This window comes from Pseudomonas sp. SCT (assembly GCF_003864275.1).
Taxonomy (GTDB): domain Bacteria; phylum Pseudomonadota; class Gammaproteobacteria; order Pseudomonadales; family Pseudomonadaceae; genus Stutzerimonas; species Stutzerimonas stutzeri_AE.
Window position 1 is genome coordinate 76,940 of record NZ_BDJA01000001.1, and the last position, 17,162, is coordinate 94,101.

Genomic DNA, 17,162 nt, shown 5'->3' on the forward strand with positions numbered 1-17,162 from the left:
CACCAAAACCCCGGCCCCTCAAAGGTCGGGGTTTTTTGTTATTGGAAGATAGGCTGCGTAAATCGTCTCGACTGGTTTAATCAATTTCGAAATAGTCCCTTACCGGCGTAAGGTTGCTCCATTCGAGATTCATCATCCTTGCCGAGCCCTCGCGGGCCACCAATTTCATGAGGACAGTTGCCAATGTTGGACACCAATCTCAAGACCCAGTTGAAAGCCTACCTGGAGAAGGTCACCCAGCCCTTCGAGATCGTCGCGTCCCTCGATGACGGCGAGAAGTCCCGAGAAATGCTGAGCCTGCTGCAAGACATCGCCGGCCTCAGCGACAAGATCACCCTCAAGACCGACGGCGACGATGCGCGCAGGCCGTCGTTCTCGCTCAACCGCATCGGCGGCAACATCAGCCTGCGTTTTGCCGGCATCCCCATGGGCCACGAGTTCACCTCGCTGGTACTGGCGCTGCTGCAGGTCGGCGGCCACCCGTCGAAGACCGCGCCGGAAGTGATCGAGCAGATCAAGGCGCTGGAGGGCGACTACCGCTTCGAAACCTACTTCTCGCTGTCCTGCCAGAACTGCCCGGACGTGGTCCAGGCGCTGAACCTGATGGCCGTGCTCAACCCGAACATCCAGCACGTCGCCATCGACGGCGCGCTGTTTCAGGACGAGGTCGAAGCGCGGCAGATCATGTCGGTGCCGAGCATCTACCTCAACGGCGAACTGTTCACCCAGGGCCGCATGAGCGAGGAAGAGATCCTCGCCAAGCTCGATACCGGCTCCAGCGCCCGTGACGCCGAGAAGCTCAAGGCCAAGGACGCCTACGACGTGCTGGTCGTCGGTGGTGGCCCGGCAGGCGCCGCAGCGGCGATCTACGCCGCGCGCAAGGGCATCCGCACCGGTGTCGCCGCCGAGCGCTTCGGCGGTCAGGTGCTCGACACCATGGCCATCGAGAACTTCATCTCGGTGAAGGAAACCGAAGGCCCGAAACTGGCCCGCGCGCTGGAAGAGCACGTGCGCGAGTATGACGTCGACATCATGAACCTGCAGCGCGCCAGCCAGCTGATTCCGGCTGGCGACGACGGCCTGCACCGCGTGCAGTTCGAGAACGGCGGTGAGCTCAAGGCCAAGACCCTGATTCTCGCCACCGGCGCGCGCTGGCGCGAAATGAACGTGCCGGGCGAGCAGGAATACCGCGGCCGTGGCGTCGCCTACTGCCCGCACTGCGACGGCCCGCTGTTCAAGGGCAAGCGCGTGGCGGTGATTGGTGGCGGCAACTCCGGCGTGGAAGCGGCCATCGACCTGGCTGGCATCGTCGCCCATGTGACGCTGCTGGAATTCGGCGAGGAGCTGCGCGCCGATGCCGTGCTGCAGCGTAAATTGTTCAGCCTGCCCAACGTCCGCGTGCTGAAGATGGCGCAGACCACCGAGGTCAAGGGCGACGGCCAGAAGGTCACCGGACTGGTCTACAAGGACCGCACCAACGACGAGGTGCACAGCGTCGAGCTGGAAGGCATCTTCGTGCAGATCGGCCTGCTGCCCAACAGCGAATGGCTCAAGGGCACCCTGGAGCTGTCGCGCTTCGGTGATATCATCGTCGACGCCAAGGGCCAGACCAGCCTCCCCGGCGTGTTCGCCGCCGGTGACGTGACCACGGTGCCGTACAAGCAGATCGTCATCGCCGTCGGTGAAGGCGCCAAGGCCTCGCTGAGCGCCTTCGATCACCTGATCCGCAGCTCCGCGCCGGCCTGATCGAGGCGCAAAAAGAAAGGGGAGCAGCCGCGAGGCTGCTCCCCTTTTTGCTTTGTAGCGACGTGTTGGATCAGTCCTGATGCAGCACGCAGCGATTGCGGCCGCCGTTCTTGGCCTGGTACAGCGCGCGATCGGCCTGCTGTAGCAGACGTTCGTAGTCCGGATGGCCGTCGTGCACCGCCATACCGACGCTGACAGTCACCTGCAGCACGTCACCACTGGAAAGACGGAAGTGCTCGCGGGCGATGCGTTCGCGCAGCTTCTCGGCAGCCGCCAGCGCCTTGCTGGCATCGATGTCGACCAGCACCAGCAGGAACTCCTCGCCGCCCAGGCGGAAGGCGTAGTCGCCGCCACGGGTGTTGCTGGCCAGCAGTGCGCCGACCTGTTGCAGGACCTGATCACCGGCTTCGTGGCCGTAGGTGTCGTTGATGCGCTTGAAGTGATCGACGTCGATGGCCAGCACGCCGAAGGCGTTGTTCGACTGACGCGCGTAAAGCACTTCCTTGGCCATTACCACTGGCAGAAATTTGCGATTGAGCAAGCGTGTCAGCACGTCACGGCCGGCTTCCAGATCATTGGCCTGCTCGAACAAGCTGTCGAGCAGGAATTTGATCGAGCGAGTCTGTTCGCGAATGTGATGCAGCTTGGCCAGGCGCTCGCCTGTTTCCTGCAGCGTAGCGATCGCCTTGAGTTCTACGTCGATGCGCTCTATGTAATCGAGAATGCTCGCGCTTTCCGGCGAGCCTTGGAACGCGTGGGACGCCTTGTGGCGAAACCAGAGGCCGAACTCGGAACCGGCCAGCTGCGGCAGTGCTCCGCTCAGGTTGCCGATCGCCAGATCGAACATCAGCTGGTTTTCCCAATCGAGCAGCGCTGCGCGCTGACGTTCCTTCTCGACGCCGATGTTCTGTGACACGGAGAACAGTCGATAGGCTTCCTCCGCGCGGGAGTTGCGGTCGTGGGACTGGGAATAGGCGAAGCAGATGATTTCCACCGCGAGGTCGATCAGATCGGCACCCATTCGCGCGGCCTTGCGCCGCACTGGTTCGCCGAGATCGCGCTGTTCGAGCAATTCGCGCAGCCTGCCCTTCAGCGAGCGCGCGCCGCGCAGCACCAGGCTGACCGGGATTTCGATACGCGCATGGATTTCACCGACCTTGCGCTGCAGGTCGACCACGGCGTCGAGGTCGCTGTGGGCGGTCGAGGAGCACACCGTGACGATCCACTTCTGCATCGACTTGCCGAGGCGGTTCTTCACCTGGTCGTGGGACAGGAAACTGGCCGAGTGCGGGTCGGCTAGCATCTGCGAATAGAAATGCTCGGCCAGTTCGGCGCTTTTTTCTTCGGCAACGGCGTTCAGCGCGGCAGCCGCTTCGGCAGGGTAGCCGTCGAGCAGGCGCAGCCATTCGGTGACCAGCTGGTGGTTTGGTATTTGCTGCATAGAGGACTCGCTAAGATGGGCGGACGTCCCTGCCCTGCCCCGGCGTGTGATCAGAGGGTCGAACGACGCTGAGCTTCGAGCTCGCTGACCTGTGCGTTGATCCAGTCTTCGGCGCGCTGGTTCAGCTCGGCGATGGCGCGCGGACTTTCGCTGTCAGCGAACATGGGCTGGCCGATAACGACCTGAATGGTGCCGGGTCGCTTGCCCCAGCCGGCCTTCGGCCAGAACATGCCGGCGTTGTGCGCAATGGGCAGAACCGGCAAACCGGCATTGACCGCCAGTGCGGCGCCGCTGCGCGAGAACTTGCCCTGCTGGCCGACCGGTACACGGGTGCCTTCGGGAAAGATCAGCACCCAGGCGCCCTGCTCCAGACGCTCGTGACCCTGTTTGGCAACCTGGCGCAGCGCCGCCTTGGGGTTGTCACGGTCGATGGCGATGGGCTTGAGCAGCATGATCGCCCAGCCGAAGAACGGCACGCGCAGCAGCTCGCGCTTGAGCACCTGGGTCAGCGGCTCGAAGTAGGCCGAGAGAAAGAAGGTCTCCCAGGTGCTCTGATGCTTGGCCAGGATCACGCAGGGGCGCGCTGGTACGTTCTGCGCGCCGTGCACCTCGTAGCGCAAGCCGACCAGCGTCTTGCCCAGCCAGACGGCACAGCGGCACCAGTTCTGTACCACGAAGCGATAGCGCGCGCGGAATGCCATAAACGGGGCGAACACCAGGCTCACCAGGCACCAGGCGAACGCGGTGAACGCCAGCAGAAAATAGAACAGGGCGATACGAACGGGAAACAGGAGGCTCATCGAGAACTCTCGAGTAGATGATCGACAACAGCGGCCAGGTCGTCGAAGACCTGGGTACCTGGCGGCAACGTACCTTCCAGGGTGCGCAGGCCTTTGCCGGTTCTGACCAGGTAGGGCACGCCGCCGAGCAGCATGCCGGCATGCAGATCGCGGTGGCTGTCGCCAACCACCGGCACACCCTTCAGGTCCGCCAGGCCGAAGTGCTCGGCAATGCTGCGAAACATTCCAGGCTTCGGCTTGCGGCAGTTGCAGCCATCGTCAGGACCGTGCGGGCAGTGCACGATCAGATCGATACGTCCGCCCTGCTCCATCACCAGCTGCTGCATCTTGAAATGCATATCGCCGAGGGTGCTGAGGTCGAACTTGCCGCGCGCGACGCCAGACTGGTTGGTGGCAACCGCCACCGTCCAGCCGGCCTTGCACAGCCGCGCGATGGCTTCCAGCGACCCGGGAATGGGAATCCACTCCGCCAGCGATTTCACGTACTCGTCGGAGTCCTCGTTGATCACGCCATCGCGGTCCAGCACGATCAGCTTCACGGGCTTAGCCAAGTGCGGAAATATCGGCAACGCCAAGGAACAGTCCTCTCAGCCGGGCCAGCAAGGCATAACGGTTGGCGCGTACCGAAGCATCTTCGGCATTCACCAGCACCGCCTCGAAGAAGGCATCCACCGGGCCACGCAGGTGCGCCAGACGCTCCAGTGCCTCGCGGTACTGACGCGCCGCGGCGAGCGGTTGTACCGCCTGCTCGGCCTGCTGGATCGCCGAGTACAGCGAGAACTCGGTAGCGTTGTCGAACCAGCGTGGCTCGACCGCTTCCGGCAGCTTCGCATCGAACTTGCTCAGCAGGTTGGAGACGCGCTTGTTGGCCGCGGCCAGCGCAGCGGCTTCGGGCAGCGTACGGAAGGCCTGTACCGCCTGCACACGCTGGTCGAAGTCCAGCGCCGAGCCCGGCTGCACGGCACGCACCGACAGGTAGGCGGCAACATCGACGCCTTCGTCCTCGTAGCGGGCGCGCAGGCGATCGAAGATGAACTCGAGAACCTGATCGGCCAGCCCGGCCGATTTGACCTGCGTACCGAACTGGCCGATGGCGAAGTTGACCGCCTCGACCAGATTCAGATCCAGACGCTTCTCGATAAGGATACGCAGCACGCCGAGAGCCGCACGGCGCAGGGCGTAGGGGTCCTTGGAACCGGTCGGCAGCATGCCAATGCCGAAGATGCCGACCAGGGTGTCGAGCTTGTCCGCCACCGCCACGGCCGCGCCGGTGAGCGTACTTGGCAGTTCGCCGCCCGCACCGCGCGGCATGTACTGCTCGTTCAGCGCCAGTGCCACGTCTTCCGGCTCGCCGTCGTTGAGTGCGTAGTAGTAACCGGCAATGCCCTGCATTTCCGGGAATTCGCCGACCATCTCGGTGGCCAGGTCGCATTTGGACAGCAGCCCGGCGCGCGCGGCACGCTGCTTGTCGCCACCGGTACGCTCGGCGATCAGCCCGGCCAGGCGCGAGACGCGCTCGGCCTTGTCATAGACGGTGCCGAGCTGGGCCTGGAACACCACGTTCTTCAGGCGCTCGTTGAAGCTGTCGAGCTTCTGCTTCTTGTCCTGCTTGAAGAAGAACTCGGCATCGGTCAGACGCGGACGCACGACCTTTTCGTTACCGGAAACGATCTGCGCCGGGTCCTTGGATTCGATGTTCGCCACGGTGATGAAGCGCGGCAGCAGCTTGCCGTTGGCATCCAGCAGGCAGAAGTACTTCTGGTTGTCCTGCATAGTGGTGATCAGCGCTTCCTGCGGCACTTCGAGGAAGCGTTCCTCGAACGAGCAGACCAGCGGCACCGGCCACTCGACCAGCGCAGTCACTTCATCGAGCAGCGCCGGCGGCACGATGGCCGTGCCGTTCTGTTCGGCAGCGAGCTGCTCGACGCGCTTGGCGATCAGCTCGCGACGCTCGGCGAAGTCGGCGATCACATGGGCGCCACGCAGGTCTTCCAGATAGCTGGAAGGCTTGGAAATATGCACCTGGCCCGGGCTGTGGAAGCGGTGGCCGCGGGATTCACGGCCGGCACGCTGGGCGAGGATCTCGCAATCGATTACCTGCTCACCGAAGAGCATCACCAACCACTGGGTCGGGCGGACGAATTCTTCCTTGCGCGCGGCCCAGCGCATGCGCTTGGGGATCGGCAGGTCGTTCAACGACGCTTCGACGATACCCGGCAGCAGCTGGCTGGCCGGCTGGCCTTCGATGGTGCGGCTGAACTTGAGTTTCGGCCCGCTGCGATCAATCTCGGCCAGATCCACGCCGCACTTGCGGGCAAAGCCCAACGCGGCCTGGGTCGGCTCACCGTCGGCGTCGAAGGCGGCCTGCATCGGCGGGCCGTCGAGGTTGATGCTGCGATCGGGCTGCTGGGTTGCCAGCTGTTCGACCAGCACGGCCAGGCGCCGCGGCGCGGCATAGGCCTGCGTCTTGACGAAGCTAAGGCCGGCGTCCTTCAGGCCCTTCTCGATACCGGCGCAGAAGGCTTCGGCCAGCTTGGCGAGCGCCTTCGGTGGCAGCTCTTCGGTACCCAGTTCGACGAGGAAATCCAGTGCACTCATTCTGCAGCCTCCAGCTTGGCCAGCACTTCGTCACGCAGTTCGGGGGTGGCCATGGGGAAGCCGAGTTTGGCGCGGGCCAGCAGGTAGCTCTGGGCGATCGAGCGCGCCAGGCTGCGTACGCGCAGGATGTATTGCTGGCGCGCGGTGACCGAAATGGCGCGGCGGGCATCGAGCAGGTTGAAGGTGTGCGAGGCCTTGACCACCATCTCGTAGGCCGGCAGCGGCAGCTCGGCAGCCATCAGCCGGTTGGCTTCGCTCTCGTAGAAATCGAACAGTTCGAACAGCTTCGGCACATTGGCGTGCTCGAAGTTGTAGGTCGACTGCTCCACCTCGTTCTGGTGGAACACGTCGCCGTAGGTCACGGTGCCGAACGGGCCATCGGCCCAGATCAGGTCATAGACCGAGTCGACGCCCTGCAGGTACATGGCCAGGCGCTCGAGACCGTAGGTGATCTCGCCGGTGACCGGATAGCACTCGACGCCACCGACTTGCTGGAAATAGGTGAACTGGGTGACTTCCATGCCGTTGAGCCAGACTTCCCAGCCCAGGCCCCAGGCGCCGAGGGTCGGCGATTCCCAGTTGTCTTCGACGAAACGTACGTCGTGCACCGAGGTGTCGACGCCGATGCGGCGCAGCGACTCCAGGTACAGATCCTGGATGTTGTCCGGATTGGGCTTGAGCACGACCTGGAACTGGTAGTAGTGCTGCAGACGGTTGGGGTTCTCGCCGTAGCGGCCATCGGCCGGGCGACGCGAAGGCTGAACGTAGGCGGCGTTCCAGGTCTCGGGACCGATGGCGCGCAGGAAGGTGGCGGTGTGGAATGTACCGGCGCCCATTTCCATGTCATAGGGCTGCAGGACCACGCAACCCTGCTCGGCCCAGTAGCTTTGCAGGGCGAGGATCAGGTCTTGGAAGGTGCGCACGGCAGGCGTAGTCTGGCTCAAAATTTCACCTGTGCTGGGCTTCGACAGAAAGCCTCGAAGTATACCCCCCGCATGGTCGCGCTTGCGATGGTTTCGGCCATCGGACGAGGCCTGCGCAAGGAGACCACATGCCACGTTGCGCCTGGTGCGGCACGGACCCGCTGTACATCGACTACCACGATCGCGAATGGGGCGTGCCGACTCGTGATCCGCAGGTGCTGTTCGAATTCCTCCTGCTGGAAGCTTTCCAGGCCGGTCTCTCGTGGATCACCGTGTTGCGCAAGCGCGAGCGCTACCGGCAGGTGCTGTTCGGCTTCGATGCGGAGCGTCTGGCGCGCATGAGCGATGCCGAGATCGACGAACGCATGCAGGACCCCGGCATCATCCGCAACCGGCGCAAACTCGAGGCGACGCGCAGCAACGCACGTGCCTGGTTGCAACTGGAAGACCCGGTGGACTTCATCTGGTCCTTCGTCGACGGCGAGCCGAAGATCAACCGCTTCGAGCGCATCGCACAGGTCCCGGCCGTCTCGCCCGAGGCCGAGGCGATGAGCAAGGGGCTGAAGAAGGCCGGCTTCAGCTTCGTCGGGCCGACCATCTGTTATGCCTACATGCAGGCATGCGGCCTGGTCATGGATCACGTCACCGACTGCGAGCGGTATGCCGTGCTGGCTGGCACCGAATGATCCACCGCAGGGTTACGTTGCCAAGATGCAGGGCATTGCGACGGCTGCGCCTGAAAGCTGACTGCGGTTGCAGGTAGACTAGGCGACCTGAAAATTTCGGAGTGCGGTGTGGAAAAGCTCAAAGGTGCCATCGTCGTCGGCTCCCTGCGACTGTTCGCTCGACTGCCCTGGGGCATGGTCCAGGGTCTGGGCGCGATGATCGGCTGGCTGATGTGGAAGCTGCCGAACCGCTCGCGTGAGGTGGCGCGGATCAATCTGCAGAAGTGCTTTCCCGAACTGAGCGCCGCGGAGCTCGAAGCGCTGCTCGGCCGCACGCTGCGCGAAACCGGGATGACCTTCACCGAAAGCGCCTGCGCCTGGATCTGGCCGGCGCAGAAGACCCTCGGTCTGGTCCGCCAGGTCGAAGGCCTTGAAGTGCTGCAGGCGGCGCTGGCATCCGGCAAGGGCGTGGTCGGCATCACCAGCCACCTGGGCAACTGGGAAGTGCTCAATCATTTCTATTGCGACCAGTGCAAGCCGATCATCTTCTATCGTCCGCCGAAGCTGAAGGCAGTGGACGAACTGTTGCAGCAACAACGTGTGCAATTGGGCAACCGGGTTGCGCCGTCGACCCGCGAAGGCATTCTCAGCGTCATCAAGGAAGTCCGCCGTGGCGGCGCGGTGGGTATCCCGGCCGATCCGGAACCGAGCGAAGGCAGCGGCATATTCGTGCCTTTCTTTGCCACCCAGGCGCTAACCAGCAAGTTCGTGCCGGGCATGCTCGCCGGCGGCAAGGCGGTTGGCGTTTTTCTTCACGCGTTGCGCCTGGAGGACGGTTCGGGCTACAAGGTGGTGCTCGAGGCAGCGCCCGAAGGGATGTACAGCGAGGATGCCGAAACCGGCGTTGCGGCGATGAGCGCAATGATCGAGAAGTACGTGCGCGCCTATCCCAGCCAATACATGTGGACCATGAAGCGCTTCAAGAAACGCCCCGCTGGCGAAAAGCGCTGGTACTGACGAATAACAACGACAAGGACGATCGTATGCGCAATCAGCGACAGCATCCGCGTACCAACATGAAGTGCCGCATCCGCATTGCGCATCCGGCGTTCGGCGAGGTTTTCGCCCATACCCGTGATCTGTCGGACGGCGGTGTCTACGTGCGACATCCCGAACTGGTGGTACTGCAGCCGGGTGCGATGGTTACGGGGCAGGTGCAGGACCTGCCGATCCCGGCGCCGGAACTGCGGATGGTGGTGATGCGGGTCGATGCCGAAGGGGTCGGCCTGCAGTTCGTGCGCGAGGACTGATTCCGCGGCGCGCGACGCTGCCGGTTCAGTCAGGCGTCAGCCGGTCGAGCCGACGCAGAAACACGCTCATTTCCTTTTCCGCCTGCTTGTCGCCCTGGGCGTTCGCCGCGGCAATGCCGCGCTCCCAGGCCTGGTGGGCGCCCGGCTTGTCGCCATCGGCCTGCAGCGCCTTGCCCAGCAGTTTCCAGGCGGCGGAATATTTCGGATCGAGTTCGACGCAGCGGCGCAAGTGCTCTGCCGCCCGGCCCGGCTGCCCGGCGTCCATGTAACCCTTGCCGAGGCCGAAGCGCAGCATCGGATTATCCATGCCTTGGGAGAGCATCTTTTCCAGTGATTCGAGCATTTTCGGACCTTTTTGCAGCGCGGCGCCCAGGGAAGTTTCCTCACTTTAGTGCAAAGCGATTACCGGGCAAGGCTGCCAGCATACGCCATTGGTCTTAGCCGTTGCGCCCGTATCGTGCTGGCAGCCTGTGACGGCGGTGTGGCGTCTCAGTGGGCTTCGTTGACCGCGCTGAGAAACTCCCGGGTGCGCTCCTCCTGCGGGTTGTTGAACAGCTCATCCGGACTGCCCTGCTCGTGAATCCGGCCCTGATGGAAGAAGCACACTCGGTCGGCGAACTCGCGGGCGAAGCCCATCTGGTGGGTGACCATGAGCATGGTCAGGTTGTGCGCCTCGCCAAGGCGGCGAATCACGTTCAGCACCTCACCGCAGAGTTCCGGGTCGAGCGCCGAGGTCACCTCGTCGAACAGCATCACCTTCGGCCGCATGGCCAGCGCACGGGCAATCGCCACGCGCTGTTGCTGGCCACCGGAGAGCTGGGCCGGGAAGTGTTCCAGCTTGTCTTCCAGGCCGACCATGGCCAGCAGTTCTTCGGCACGTCCGCGGGCTTCGGCCTTGCTCAGACCGAGCACCTGCACCGGCGCTTCCATGACGTTCTGCAGAGCATTCATGTGCGGGAACAGGTTGAAACTCTGGAATACCATGCCGACCTTGCCGCGCACTCGTCGCAGATGACGGGCATTGGCCGGGACCAGCTGGCCACTGGCGTCGGGCATGTGCGTCAGTGGCTCGCCGTCGACCTCGATCACGCCTTCGTCGATGCCCTCTAGCGTCATCAGCACCCGCAGCAGCGTTGACTTGCCCGAGCCGCTGGGGCCGATGATTGCAACCTTCTCGCCTTCCTCGATTTGCAGATCAAGCCCGTCGAGCACGGTCAGCTCGCCGTAGCGTTTGGTCACGCCGGCGAAGCGCACCAGAGGCTGCGCCTGCTCTGGCTGCTGTGGTGTCGGGTTCAGGGTATCCGTGGATTGCATCGGCGTAGTCATCGGGTCAGCTCCATGCGGTTTTCCAGACGGCGCACGCACCAGGCGAGGCCGAGGCTGAGAATGAGGAAGAAGATGCCGACCATGGTGATCGGTTCGAGATAGCGGAAGCTTTCGGAGCCGATGTTCTTGGCCCGTTGCATGATTTCCACCACGGTGATCGCCGAAAGAACGGGCGTGTCCTTGAGGATCGAGATCAGGTAGTTGCCCAGCGCCGGCAGCACCGGACGCAGCGCCTGCGGCAGGATCACGTCGCGGTAGGCGGTCCAGGGCTTCATGTTCAGCGCGGTGACCGCCTCCCACTGCGAGCGCGGCACTGCGTCCAGGCCGGCGCGGTAGACCTCGGCGGTGTAGCAGGCGTAGTGCAGGGCGATGCCGATGATCCCCGCCTGCATCGCGCTGAGGTTGAGGCCGTAGTTGGGGAATACGTAGAACAGGAAGTACACCTGGATCAGCAGCGGTGTGCTGCGGATGAACTCGATCAACCCGGTGATCGGCCAGGAAAGCCAGCGCAGGCGGCTGCGCCGGCCGATGGCGAGGAACAGGCCGAGCACCACGGCGATGGCGAAGCCGGCCAGGGCAATGCCGATGGTGGTCAGCGAGGCATCCAGCAGGCGCGGCAGGATCTCGCGGGCGAACTGCCAGTCGAAAAAGTTCATGACAGGCCCCCGCGCATCCGTCCGCGGGCCAGGCGCCGCTCCAGTTGGCGCATGCCGAAGTTTATCGTCTGGGCCAGAACGAAGTAGATGACCAATGCCAGACCGAAGATCTCCATGGTCATCAGCGTCGCCTGATCCAGCTGGCGGGCACGGAAGGCCAGGTCGGAAAGGGTGATCAGCGAGACCAGCGAAGTGTTCTTCAGCAGTTCGATCAGCAGGTTGGTGCCAGGCGGGATCGCCGCCAGTAATGCCTGCGGCAGGATGATTCGGCGCATGCGTGTCAGTGGCGTCATGTTCAGCGCCTGACAGGCTTCATGCTGGCCCCGGTGCACCGAGCGGATCGCGCCGCGCAGCACCTCGGCGCCGTAGGCACCGATATTCAGGCCGAGGCCGACCACGGCCACGGCGAAGGCGCTCATTTCGATATTGAACGGCGGCATCGGCAGCACGAAGTACAGCCAGAACAGCTGCACCAGCAGCGACGAGCCGCGGAAGACCTCGATATAGGTGATGGCCAGCCAGCGCAATGGCGCCACTGGCGAGAGCCGGGCCAGCGCGGCGATCAGCGCGCAGGCGATGGCCAGCAGGGAGCCGAAGAAGGTCACCTTGACGGTGACCCAGGCACCCTGCAGCAGCAGAGGAAGCAGTTCGATCATGATGCGCTATCCGGTTTTCCGGAGCGCTGAGCGAGGCTGCGCAAACAGCGGCGCAGCCTTGGTCAGCGTTCACGGGCGGAACAGCGGGTCGGCGGTGCCGACCCCCCGCCCGCCGGGCTGTCAGGCACCGCAGAGTTCGGCGGCGGTCTTGTCGGTGACGTTGGAGCGATCGAAGCCGAATGGCTCAATGGTCTTCAGATGCTCCTCGCTACCCAGCCATTGCTTGAGCTCGGCATTGATCGCGTCACGCAGCGCCTTGTCCTGTGGACGGAAGGCCAGCGCACCGTAGCCGGCACGGGACGGGTCGTCCTTGAAGTCAGCGATGGCTTCGACATCGTCACCGGCCTTGTCCGCCAGCCCTTTCATGGTCAGCTGGGTGCCGATGGCGGCATCGGCGCGACCGCTGCGTACGGCCTGCAGCTGCGAGGTGGTGTCGGGCACCTGCAGAATCTGCGAATCCTTGATGCCGGCCTTGCGCGCATAACCGAGGTTAACGGTGCCGGACATGATGGCGATCTTCACCTCGGGGTTGCCGGCGATGTCCTCGTAGCTGCGCAGGTTCTTCGGGTTGCCTTCGGCCACCAACAGGGTGTCGAGCAGGCGGTAGTGCGGATCGGTGAACAGTACCTGCTTGCAGCGCTCAGGGGTGATGTACATGCCGGCGGCGATCAGATCGAAGCGCCCTGCGCGCAGCCCGGGAATCAACGAGCCCCACTCGGTGAGCACCGGCTTGATGGTGTCGATCTCCATGCGCTCGAAGACCTTGCGTACGATCTCCGGCGATTCACCGGTGACACTGCCGTCGAGGGCGGTGTAGGCGAACGGTGTTTCATTGGCGTAACCGATGCGGACGCTGCTGCTGTTCTTGATCTTTTCCAGGGTATCGGCCTGGGTGATGCTGGCGAAACCGAGGCTGGCCAGGGCGGCGCAGCCGATCAGCAGCCGGCGGGAGCGTGTCGGGATGGTGCTGTTCCTCATGGGAGTTTCTCCTGTTCCTTGTAGAGACCCGAGGAATCGGATCGTTATTTGTCTAGGAGGGGCATTGCTCATGCTCAGGTTGAGAACGTTTTCGGCGCGGCCTGGTAAAACCGATTGACGATAGTTTCGTTCAATCGACCGGTTAAACCAGCGTCAAGCTTGGAGAGTACAAAAGCTGGCCATAAAATGGAAATCGGAAGGCATTGGAGGCGAATGGATGCAATTGGAGGGGATGGTGAAAATCGCGAGGAAGCAGACGCAAGGGTTTCCTGATTGATAAAACAAAACGACCCGCCAGTTGGCGGGTCGTTTATTCGGCGGTAACCAGGATTAAAAGAAGGTCAGCCCGGCCTGGAACAGGCGCTCCACATCGCGAATGTGTTTCTTGTCGACCAGGAACAGGATGACGTGGTCGCCTGATTCGATACGCGTATCGTCGTGGGCAATCAGCACCTGATCGTCGCGGATCACCGCGCCGATAGTGGTTCCCGGTGGCAGTGCGATCTGCTCGATGGCGCGACCCACTACCTTGCTCGAACGCGGGTCGCCGTGGGCGATCACCTCGATGGCTTCGGCTGCCCCGCGGCGCAGCGAGTGAGCGCTGACGATATCGCCACGGCGGACGTGGGTCAGCAACGTGCCGATGGTCGCCAGCTGCGGGCTGATGGCGATGTCGATCTCGCCACCCTGGACCAGGTCGACATAGGCCGGGTTGTTGATGATGCACATCACCTTGCGCGCGCCGAGGCGCTTGGCCAGCAGCGAGGACATGATGTTGGCCTCGTCGTCGTTGGTCAGCGCGAGGAAAACGTCCGCTTCGTTGATGTTCTCCTCGACCAGCAGATCGCGGTCCGAGGCGCTGCCCTGCAGGATGATGGTGCTGTCCAGGGTGTCGGAAAGGTAGCGACAGCGCGCCGGGTTCATCTCGATGATCTTGACCTGGTAACGGCTTTCGATCGCCTCGGCCAGCCGCTCGCCGATGTGACCGCCGCCGGCGATGACGATGCGCTTGTAGTTCTCGTCGAGGCGCCGCATCTCGCTCATCACCGCGCGGATATGGCCTTTGGCAGCGATGAAGAACACTTCGTCATCGGCCTCGATCACCGTGTCGCCCTGCGGCAGGATCGCGTGGTTGCGGCGGAAGATGGCCGCGACGCGGGTGTCCACGTTGGGCATGTGGCGGCGTAGCTGGCGCAGTTCCTGGCCGACCAGCGGGCCGCCGTAATAGGCGCGCACTGCGACCAGCTGGGCCTTGCCGCCAGCGAAGTCGATCACCTGCAGCGAACCGGGATGCTCGATCAGGCGCTTGATGTAGTTGGTGACCACCTGCTCGGGGCTGATCAGCACGTCCACCGGAATCGCTTCGTTGTTGAACAGGCCTGAATGGACCAGATAGGCCGATTCACGCACGCGGGCGATCTTGGTCGGCGTATGGAACAGCGTGTAGGCGACCTGGCAGGCAACCATGTTGGTTTCGTCGCTGTTGGTCACTGCCACCAGCATGTCGGCATCGTCCGCTCCGGCCTGGCGCAGCACGGTGGGAAACGAGCCGCGGCCCTGGATGGTGCGGATGTCCAGGCGATCGCCGAGATCGCGCAGGCGCTCGCCGTCGGTGTCCACCACGGTGATGTCGTTGGCTTCGCTGGCAAGGTGTTCGGCGAGCGTGCCGCCGACCTGACCGGCACCGAGAATGATGATCTTCACGCGATCACTCCTGAAAGGCGGACGACTGCCGCCGCTTCCATGTTGGGCCCGCGCGCACTGCGCCGGGGTTCGGCTTAGGCATCTCGGCCACGTGGCTGCGCCGCGATCTTGATCAGCTTGGCATAGTAGAAGCCGTCGTGGCCGCTCTCCTGCGGCAGCAGCTGGCGCCCATGCGTCTGGGGCAGGCCGAAGCCGCCCGCTAGATCCAGTTCACGGGCGCCCGGTGTGCGTTCGAGGAAGGCGGCGATCACTTCACGGTTCTCGGTCGGCAGCACCGAGCAGGTGGCATAGAGCAGCACGCCGCCGACCTCCAGCGTCGGCCACAGCGCATCGAGCATCTCGCCCTGCAGTGCGGCCAGCGGAGCGATGTCGTCGGCCTGGCGGGTCAGCTTGATGTCCGGATGGCGACGGATCACGCCGGTGGCCGAGCAGGGCGCATCGAGCAGGATGCGCTGGAATGGCTTGCCATCCCACCAGCGCTCGGTGGCTCGGGCGTCGTCGGCGACCAGTTCGGCGTGTAGATGCAGACGCTCGAGGTTTTCACGAACTCGCAGCAGACGCTTCGGTTCCAGATCCAGCGCAACCAGCCCGGCCAATTGCGGCTCGCGTTCGAGCAGGTGACAGGTCTTGCCACCCGGTGCGCAACAGGCGTCCAGCACACGTTGGCCCGGCGCCAGGTCGAGCAGCGAGGCGGCCAGCTGCGCGGCCTCGTCCTGCACGCTGACCCGCCCTTCGGCAAAGCCTGGCAGCTGGTGCACGTCGCACGGCGCGGCCAGGCGGATGCTATCCTCGCTGAATTCGCAGGGATGAGCTTCGATACCGGCGCCTTGCAGCTCGGCCAGGTATCCGTCCCGGCTGACCTGACGGCGGTTGACCCGCAACATCATCGGCGGATGGGCATTGTTCGCCGCGCAGATGGCTTCCCAATGCTCCGGCCAGTGCGCCTTGAGCGCCTTCTGCAGCCAGCGCGGATGGGCGACGCGGATCACCGGGTCGTGTTCGAGTTCGGCCAGCAGGGCTTCGCCTTCGCGCTGGGCGCGCCGCAATACGGCGTTGAGCAATCCCTTGGCCCAGGGCTTCTTCAGCTTGTCGACGCAACCGACGGTTTCGCCGATGGCCGCATGCGCCGGAACGCGGGTGTAAAACAGCTGATACAGGCCCACCAGCAAAAGGGCCTCGACATCGCGATCGGCCGCCTTGAATGGCTTTTGTAGCAGTTTGTCGGCCAACCCTGCCAAGCGCGGATACCAGCGTGCAGTACCGAACGCCAGGTCCTGGGTCAGGCCACGGTCGCGGGCATCGACCTTGCCGAGCACCTCGGGCAGGCTGCTGCCCAACGAGGCCTTGCCCGAGAGCACGACGCTCAGCGCACGGGCGGCGGCCAGGCGCGGGTTCATTGGCCGAGCACCTGGCCGGGCGCGAACTGCTCGCGCCGGCTGTTGTACAGGTCGCCGAAGCAAAGCGGCTTGCCTCCGGGCAGCTGCAGACGATTCAGCGACAAGGCGCCTTCGCCACAGGCAACGGTCAGCCCGTCCTTGCTCGCTTCGAGGATTCGGCCCGGCTCGCCCTGCCCTTCAGCTAGACGAGCGGCATGGATCTTCAGAGCCTCGCCAGCGAGCGTGCTGTGGCAGATCGGCCATGGGTTGAACGCACGGATAAGCCGCTCAAGCTCGACGGCCGGGCGGGCCCAGTCGACGCGCGCCTCGTCCTTGCTCAGCTTGTGCGCATAGGTGGCCAGGCTGTCGTCCTGGGCTTCGGGCACCAGCGAACTGGCAGCCAGTGCGTCGACGGCCTGCACCACCGCCTGCGAGCCGAGCTCGGCGAGACGGTCGTGCAGCGTGCCGCCGGTGTCCTCGGCGGATATTGGCGTATGGACCTTGAGCAGCATCGGCCCGGTGTCGAGGCCCGCCTCCATCTGCATCACGGTGACGCCGGACTCGCTGTCACCGGCCTCGATCGCGCGCTGGATCGGCGCGGCGCCGCGCCAGCGTGGCAGCAGCGAGGCGTGGCTGTTGATGCAGCCCAGGCGTGGCAGGTCGAGCACCGCCTGCGGCAGGATCAGGCCGTAGGCGACCACTACCATCAGGTCCGCCTGCAGTTCTGCCAGCTCCGCCTGGGCCGCCGGGTCCCGCAGGGTCTGCGGCTGGAAAACCGGGATGCCGTGCTGCACGGCGAGCTGCTTGACCGGGCTGGGCATCAGCTTCTGGCCGCGACCGGCAGGGCGATCCGGCTGGGTGTAGACGGCAACGATCGATTTGCCGGCATCGAGCAGGGCCTGCAGGTGTTGAGCGGCGAATTCCGGGGTGCCGGCGAAAACGATGCGCAAGGGCTGGGTCATGAGGGCTCGCTAACAAAAAAG

The 17,162-nt window shown here is 64.2% G+C and carries 17 protein-coding genes; 4 read left to right on the forward strand and 13 right to left on the reverse strand.

The window, feature by feature from the left end:
• Positions 1-183 precede the first annotated feature (183 nt).
• Positions 184-1,746 carry an alkyl hydroperoxide reductase subunit F gene (gene ahpF / locus BHD08_RS00370; protein WP_015275034.1) on the forward strand — a complete coding sequence of 521 codons (1,563 nt, stop codon included), beginning with the start codon at positions 184-186 and terminating at the stop codon, positions 1,744-1,746.
• 70 nt (positions 1,747-1,816) lie between these two features.
• Here ahpF and BHD08_RS00375 read toward each other — a convergent pair whose 3' ends face one another.
• Genes BHD08_RS00375 through glyQ form a run of 5 tightly spaced genes read right to left on the reverse strand, consistent with a single transcriptional unit; the run spans position 1,817 to position 7,529 of the window.
• Positions 1,817-3,187 (reverse strand): GGDEF domain-containing protein, encoded by a 1,371-nt coding sequence (locus BHD08_RS00375; RefSeq protein WP_125020420.1) that lies wholly within the window; start codon positions 3,185-3,187, stop codon positions 1,817-1,819.
• Between the two features lie 50 nt (positions 3,188-3,237).
• The gene (locus BHD08_RS00380) at positions 3,238-3,987 is read right to left on the reverse strand and encodes a 1-acyl-sn-glycerol-3-phosphate acyltransferase (RefSeq protein WP_015275036.1); all 750 of its coding nucleotides are present in this window, start codon (positions 3,985-3,987) and stop codon (positions 3,238-3,240) included.
• Positions 3,984-4,526, reverse strand: a complete 543-nt coding sequence (gmhB, locus tag BHD08_RS00385; protein WP_041756377.1) for a D-glycero-beta-D-manno-heptose 1,7-bisphosphate 7-phosphatase — start codon at positions 4,524-4,526, stop codon at positions 3,984-3,986. Before gmhB ends, BHD08_RS00380 begins: the two co-directional genes overlap by 4 nt.
• Before the next feature lie 4 nt (positions 4,527-4,530).
• Positions 4,531-6,585, reverse strand: a complete 2,055-nt coding sequence (gene glyS, locus BHD08_RS00390; RefSeq protein WP_015275038.1) for a glycine--tRNA ligase subunit beta — start codon at positions 6,583-6,585, stop codon at positions 4,531-4,533.
• Complete coding sequence (gene glyQ, locus BHD08_RS00395) at positions 6,582-7,529, reverse strand: glycine--tRNA ligase subunit alpha (protein ID WP_003284253.1); 948 nt, start codon at positions 7,527-7,529, stop codon at positions 6,582-6,584. Before glyQ ends, glyS begins: the two co-directional genes overlap by 4 nt.
• Positions 7,530-7,636: 107 nt before the next feature.
• On the opposite strand from glyQ, the gene BHD08_RS00400 reads away from it, so the two are divergent.
• From BHD08_RS00400 to BHD08_RS00410, 3 genes are all read left to right on the forward strand, one after another.
• Positions 7,637-8,194 carry a DNA-3-methyladenine glycosylase I gene (locus BHD08_RS00400; RefSeq protein ID WP_015275039.1) on the forward strand — a complete coding sequence of 186 codons (558 nt, stop codon included), beginning with the start codon at positions 7,637-7,639 and terminating at the stop codon, positions 8,192-8,194.
• A gap of 108 nt (positions 8,195-8,302) precedes the next feature.
• Positions 8,303-9,190: a lysophospholipid acyltransferase gene (locus BHD08_RS00405; RefSeq protein ID WP_015275040.1), complete on the forward strand. Its 888-nt coding sequence runs from the start codon at positions 8,303-8,305 to the stop codon at positions 9,188-9,190.
• Between the two features lie 26 nt (positions 9,191-9,216).
• Positions 9,217-9,483: a PilZ domain-containing protein gene (locus BHD08_RS00410; protein WP_015275041.1), complete on the forward strand. Its 267-nt coding sequence runs from the start codon at positions 9,217-9,219 to the stop codon at positions 9,481-9,483.
• A gap of 25 nt (positions 9,484-9,508) precedes the next feature.
• Here BHD08_RS00410 and BHD08_RS00415 read toward each other — a convergent pair whose 3' ends face one another.
• The 8 genes from BHD08_RS00415 to fmt all read right to left on the reverse strand — a co-directional run bounded on the left by BHD08_RS00415 (position 9,509) and on the right by fmt (position 17,141).
• A complete protein-coding gene (locus tag BHD08_RS00415; RefSeq protein ID WP_015275042.1) occupies positions 9,509-9,826 on the reverse strand; it encodes a tetratricopeptide repeat protein in 318 nt (105 codons plus the stop codon).
• Between the two features lie 146 nt (positions 9,827-9,972).
• Positions 9,973-10,809 (reverse strand): ectoine/hydroxyectoine ABC transporter ATP-binding protein EhuA, encoded by an 837-nt coding sequence (gene ehuA / locus BHD08_RS00420; RefSeq protein WP_015275043.1) that lies wholly within the window; start codon positions 10,807-10,809, stop codon positions 9,973-9,975.
• Positions 10,806-11,465 (reverse strand): ectoine/hydroxyectoine ABC transporter permease subunit EhuD, encoded by a 660-nt coding sequence (gene ehuD / locus BHD08_RS00425; protein ID WP_015275044.1) that lies wholly within the window; start codon positions 11,463-11,465, stop codon positions 10,806-10,808. Before ehuD ends, ehuA begins: the two co-directional genes overlap by 4 nt.
• Positions 11,462-12,121: an ectoine/hydroxyectoine ABC transporter permease subunit EhuC gene (gene ehuC, locus BHD08_RS00430; RefSeq protein WP_015275045.1), complete on the reverse strand. Its 660-nt coding sequence runs from the start codon at positions 12,119-12,121 to the stop codon at positions 11,462-11,464. The genes ehuD and ehuC overlap by 4 nt, the downstream gene beginning before the upstream one ends.
• A 120-nt stretch (positions 12,122-12,241) precedes the next feature.
• Entirely contained in the window at positions 12,242-13,099 is an 858-nt protein-coding gene (gene ehuB, locus BHD08_RS00435) for an ectoine/hydroxyectoine ABC transporter substrate-binding protein EhuB (RefSeq protein ID WP_015275046.1), read from the reverse strand.
• A 330-nt stretch (positions 13,100-13,429) separates the two neighbouring features.
• Positions 13,430-14,803 carry a Trk system potassium transporter TrkA gene (gene trkA, locus BHD08_RS00440; RefSeq protein ID WP_015275047.1) on the reverse strand — a complete coding sequence of 458 codons (1,374 nt, stop codon included), beginning with the start codon at positions 14,801-14,803 and terminating at the stop codon, positions 13,430-13,432.
• 74 nt (positions 14,804-14,877) lie between these two features.
• The gene (gene rsmB, locus BHD08_RS00445; protein ID WP_125020421.1) at positions 14,878-16,200 is read right to left on the reverse strand and encodes a 16S rRNA (cytosine(967)-C(5))-methyltransferase RsmB; all 1,323 of its coding nucleotides are present in this window, start codon (positions 16,198-16,200) and stop codon (positions 14,878-14,880) included.
• Positions 16,197-17,141 carry a methionyl-tRNA formyltransferase gene (gene fmt / locus BHD08_RS00450; protein ID WP_125020422.1) on the reverse strand — a complete coding sequence of 315 codons (945 nt, stop codon included), beginning with the start codon at positions 17,139-17,141 and terminating at the stop codon, positions 16,197-16,199. The genes rsmB and fmt overlap by 4 nt, the downstream gene beginning before the upstream one ends.
• Positions 17,142-17,162: the final 21 nt, after the last annotated feature.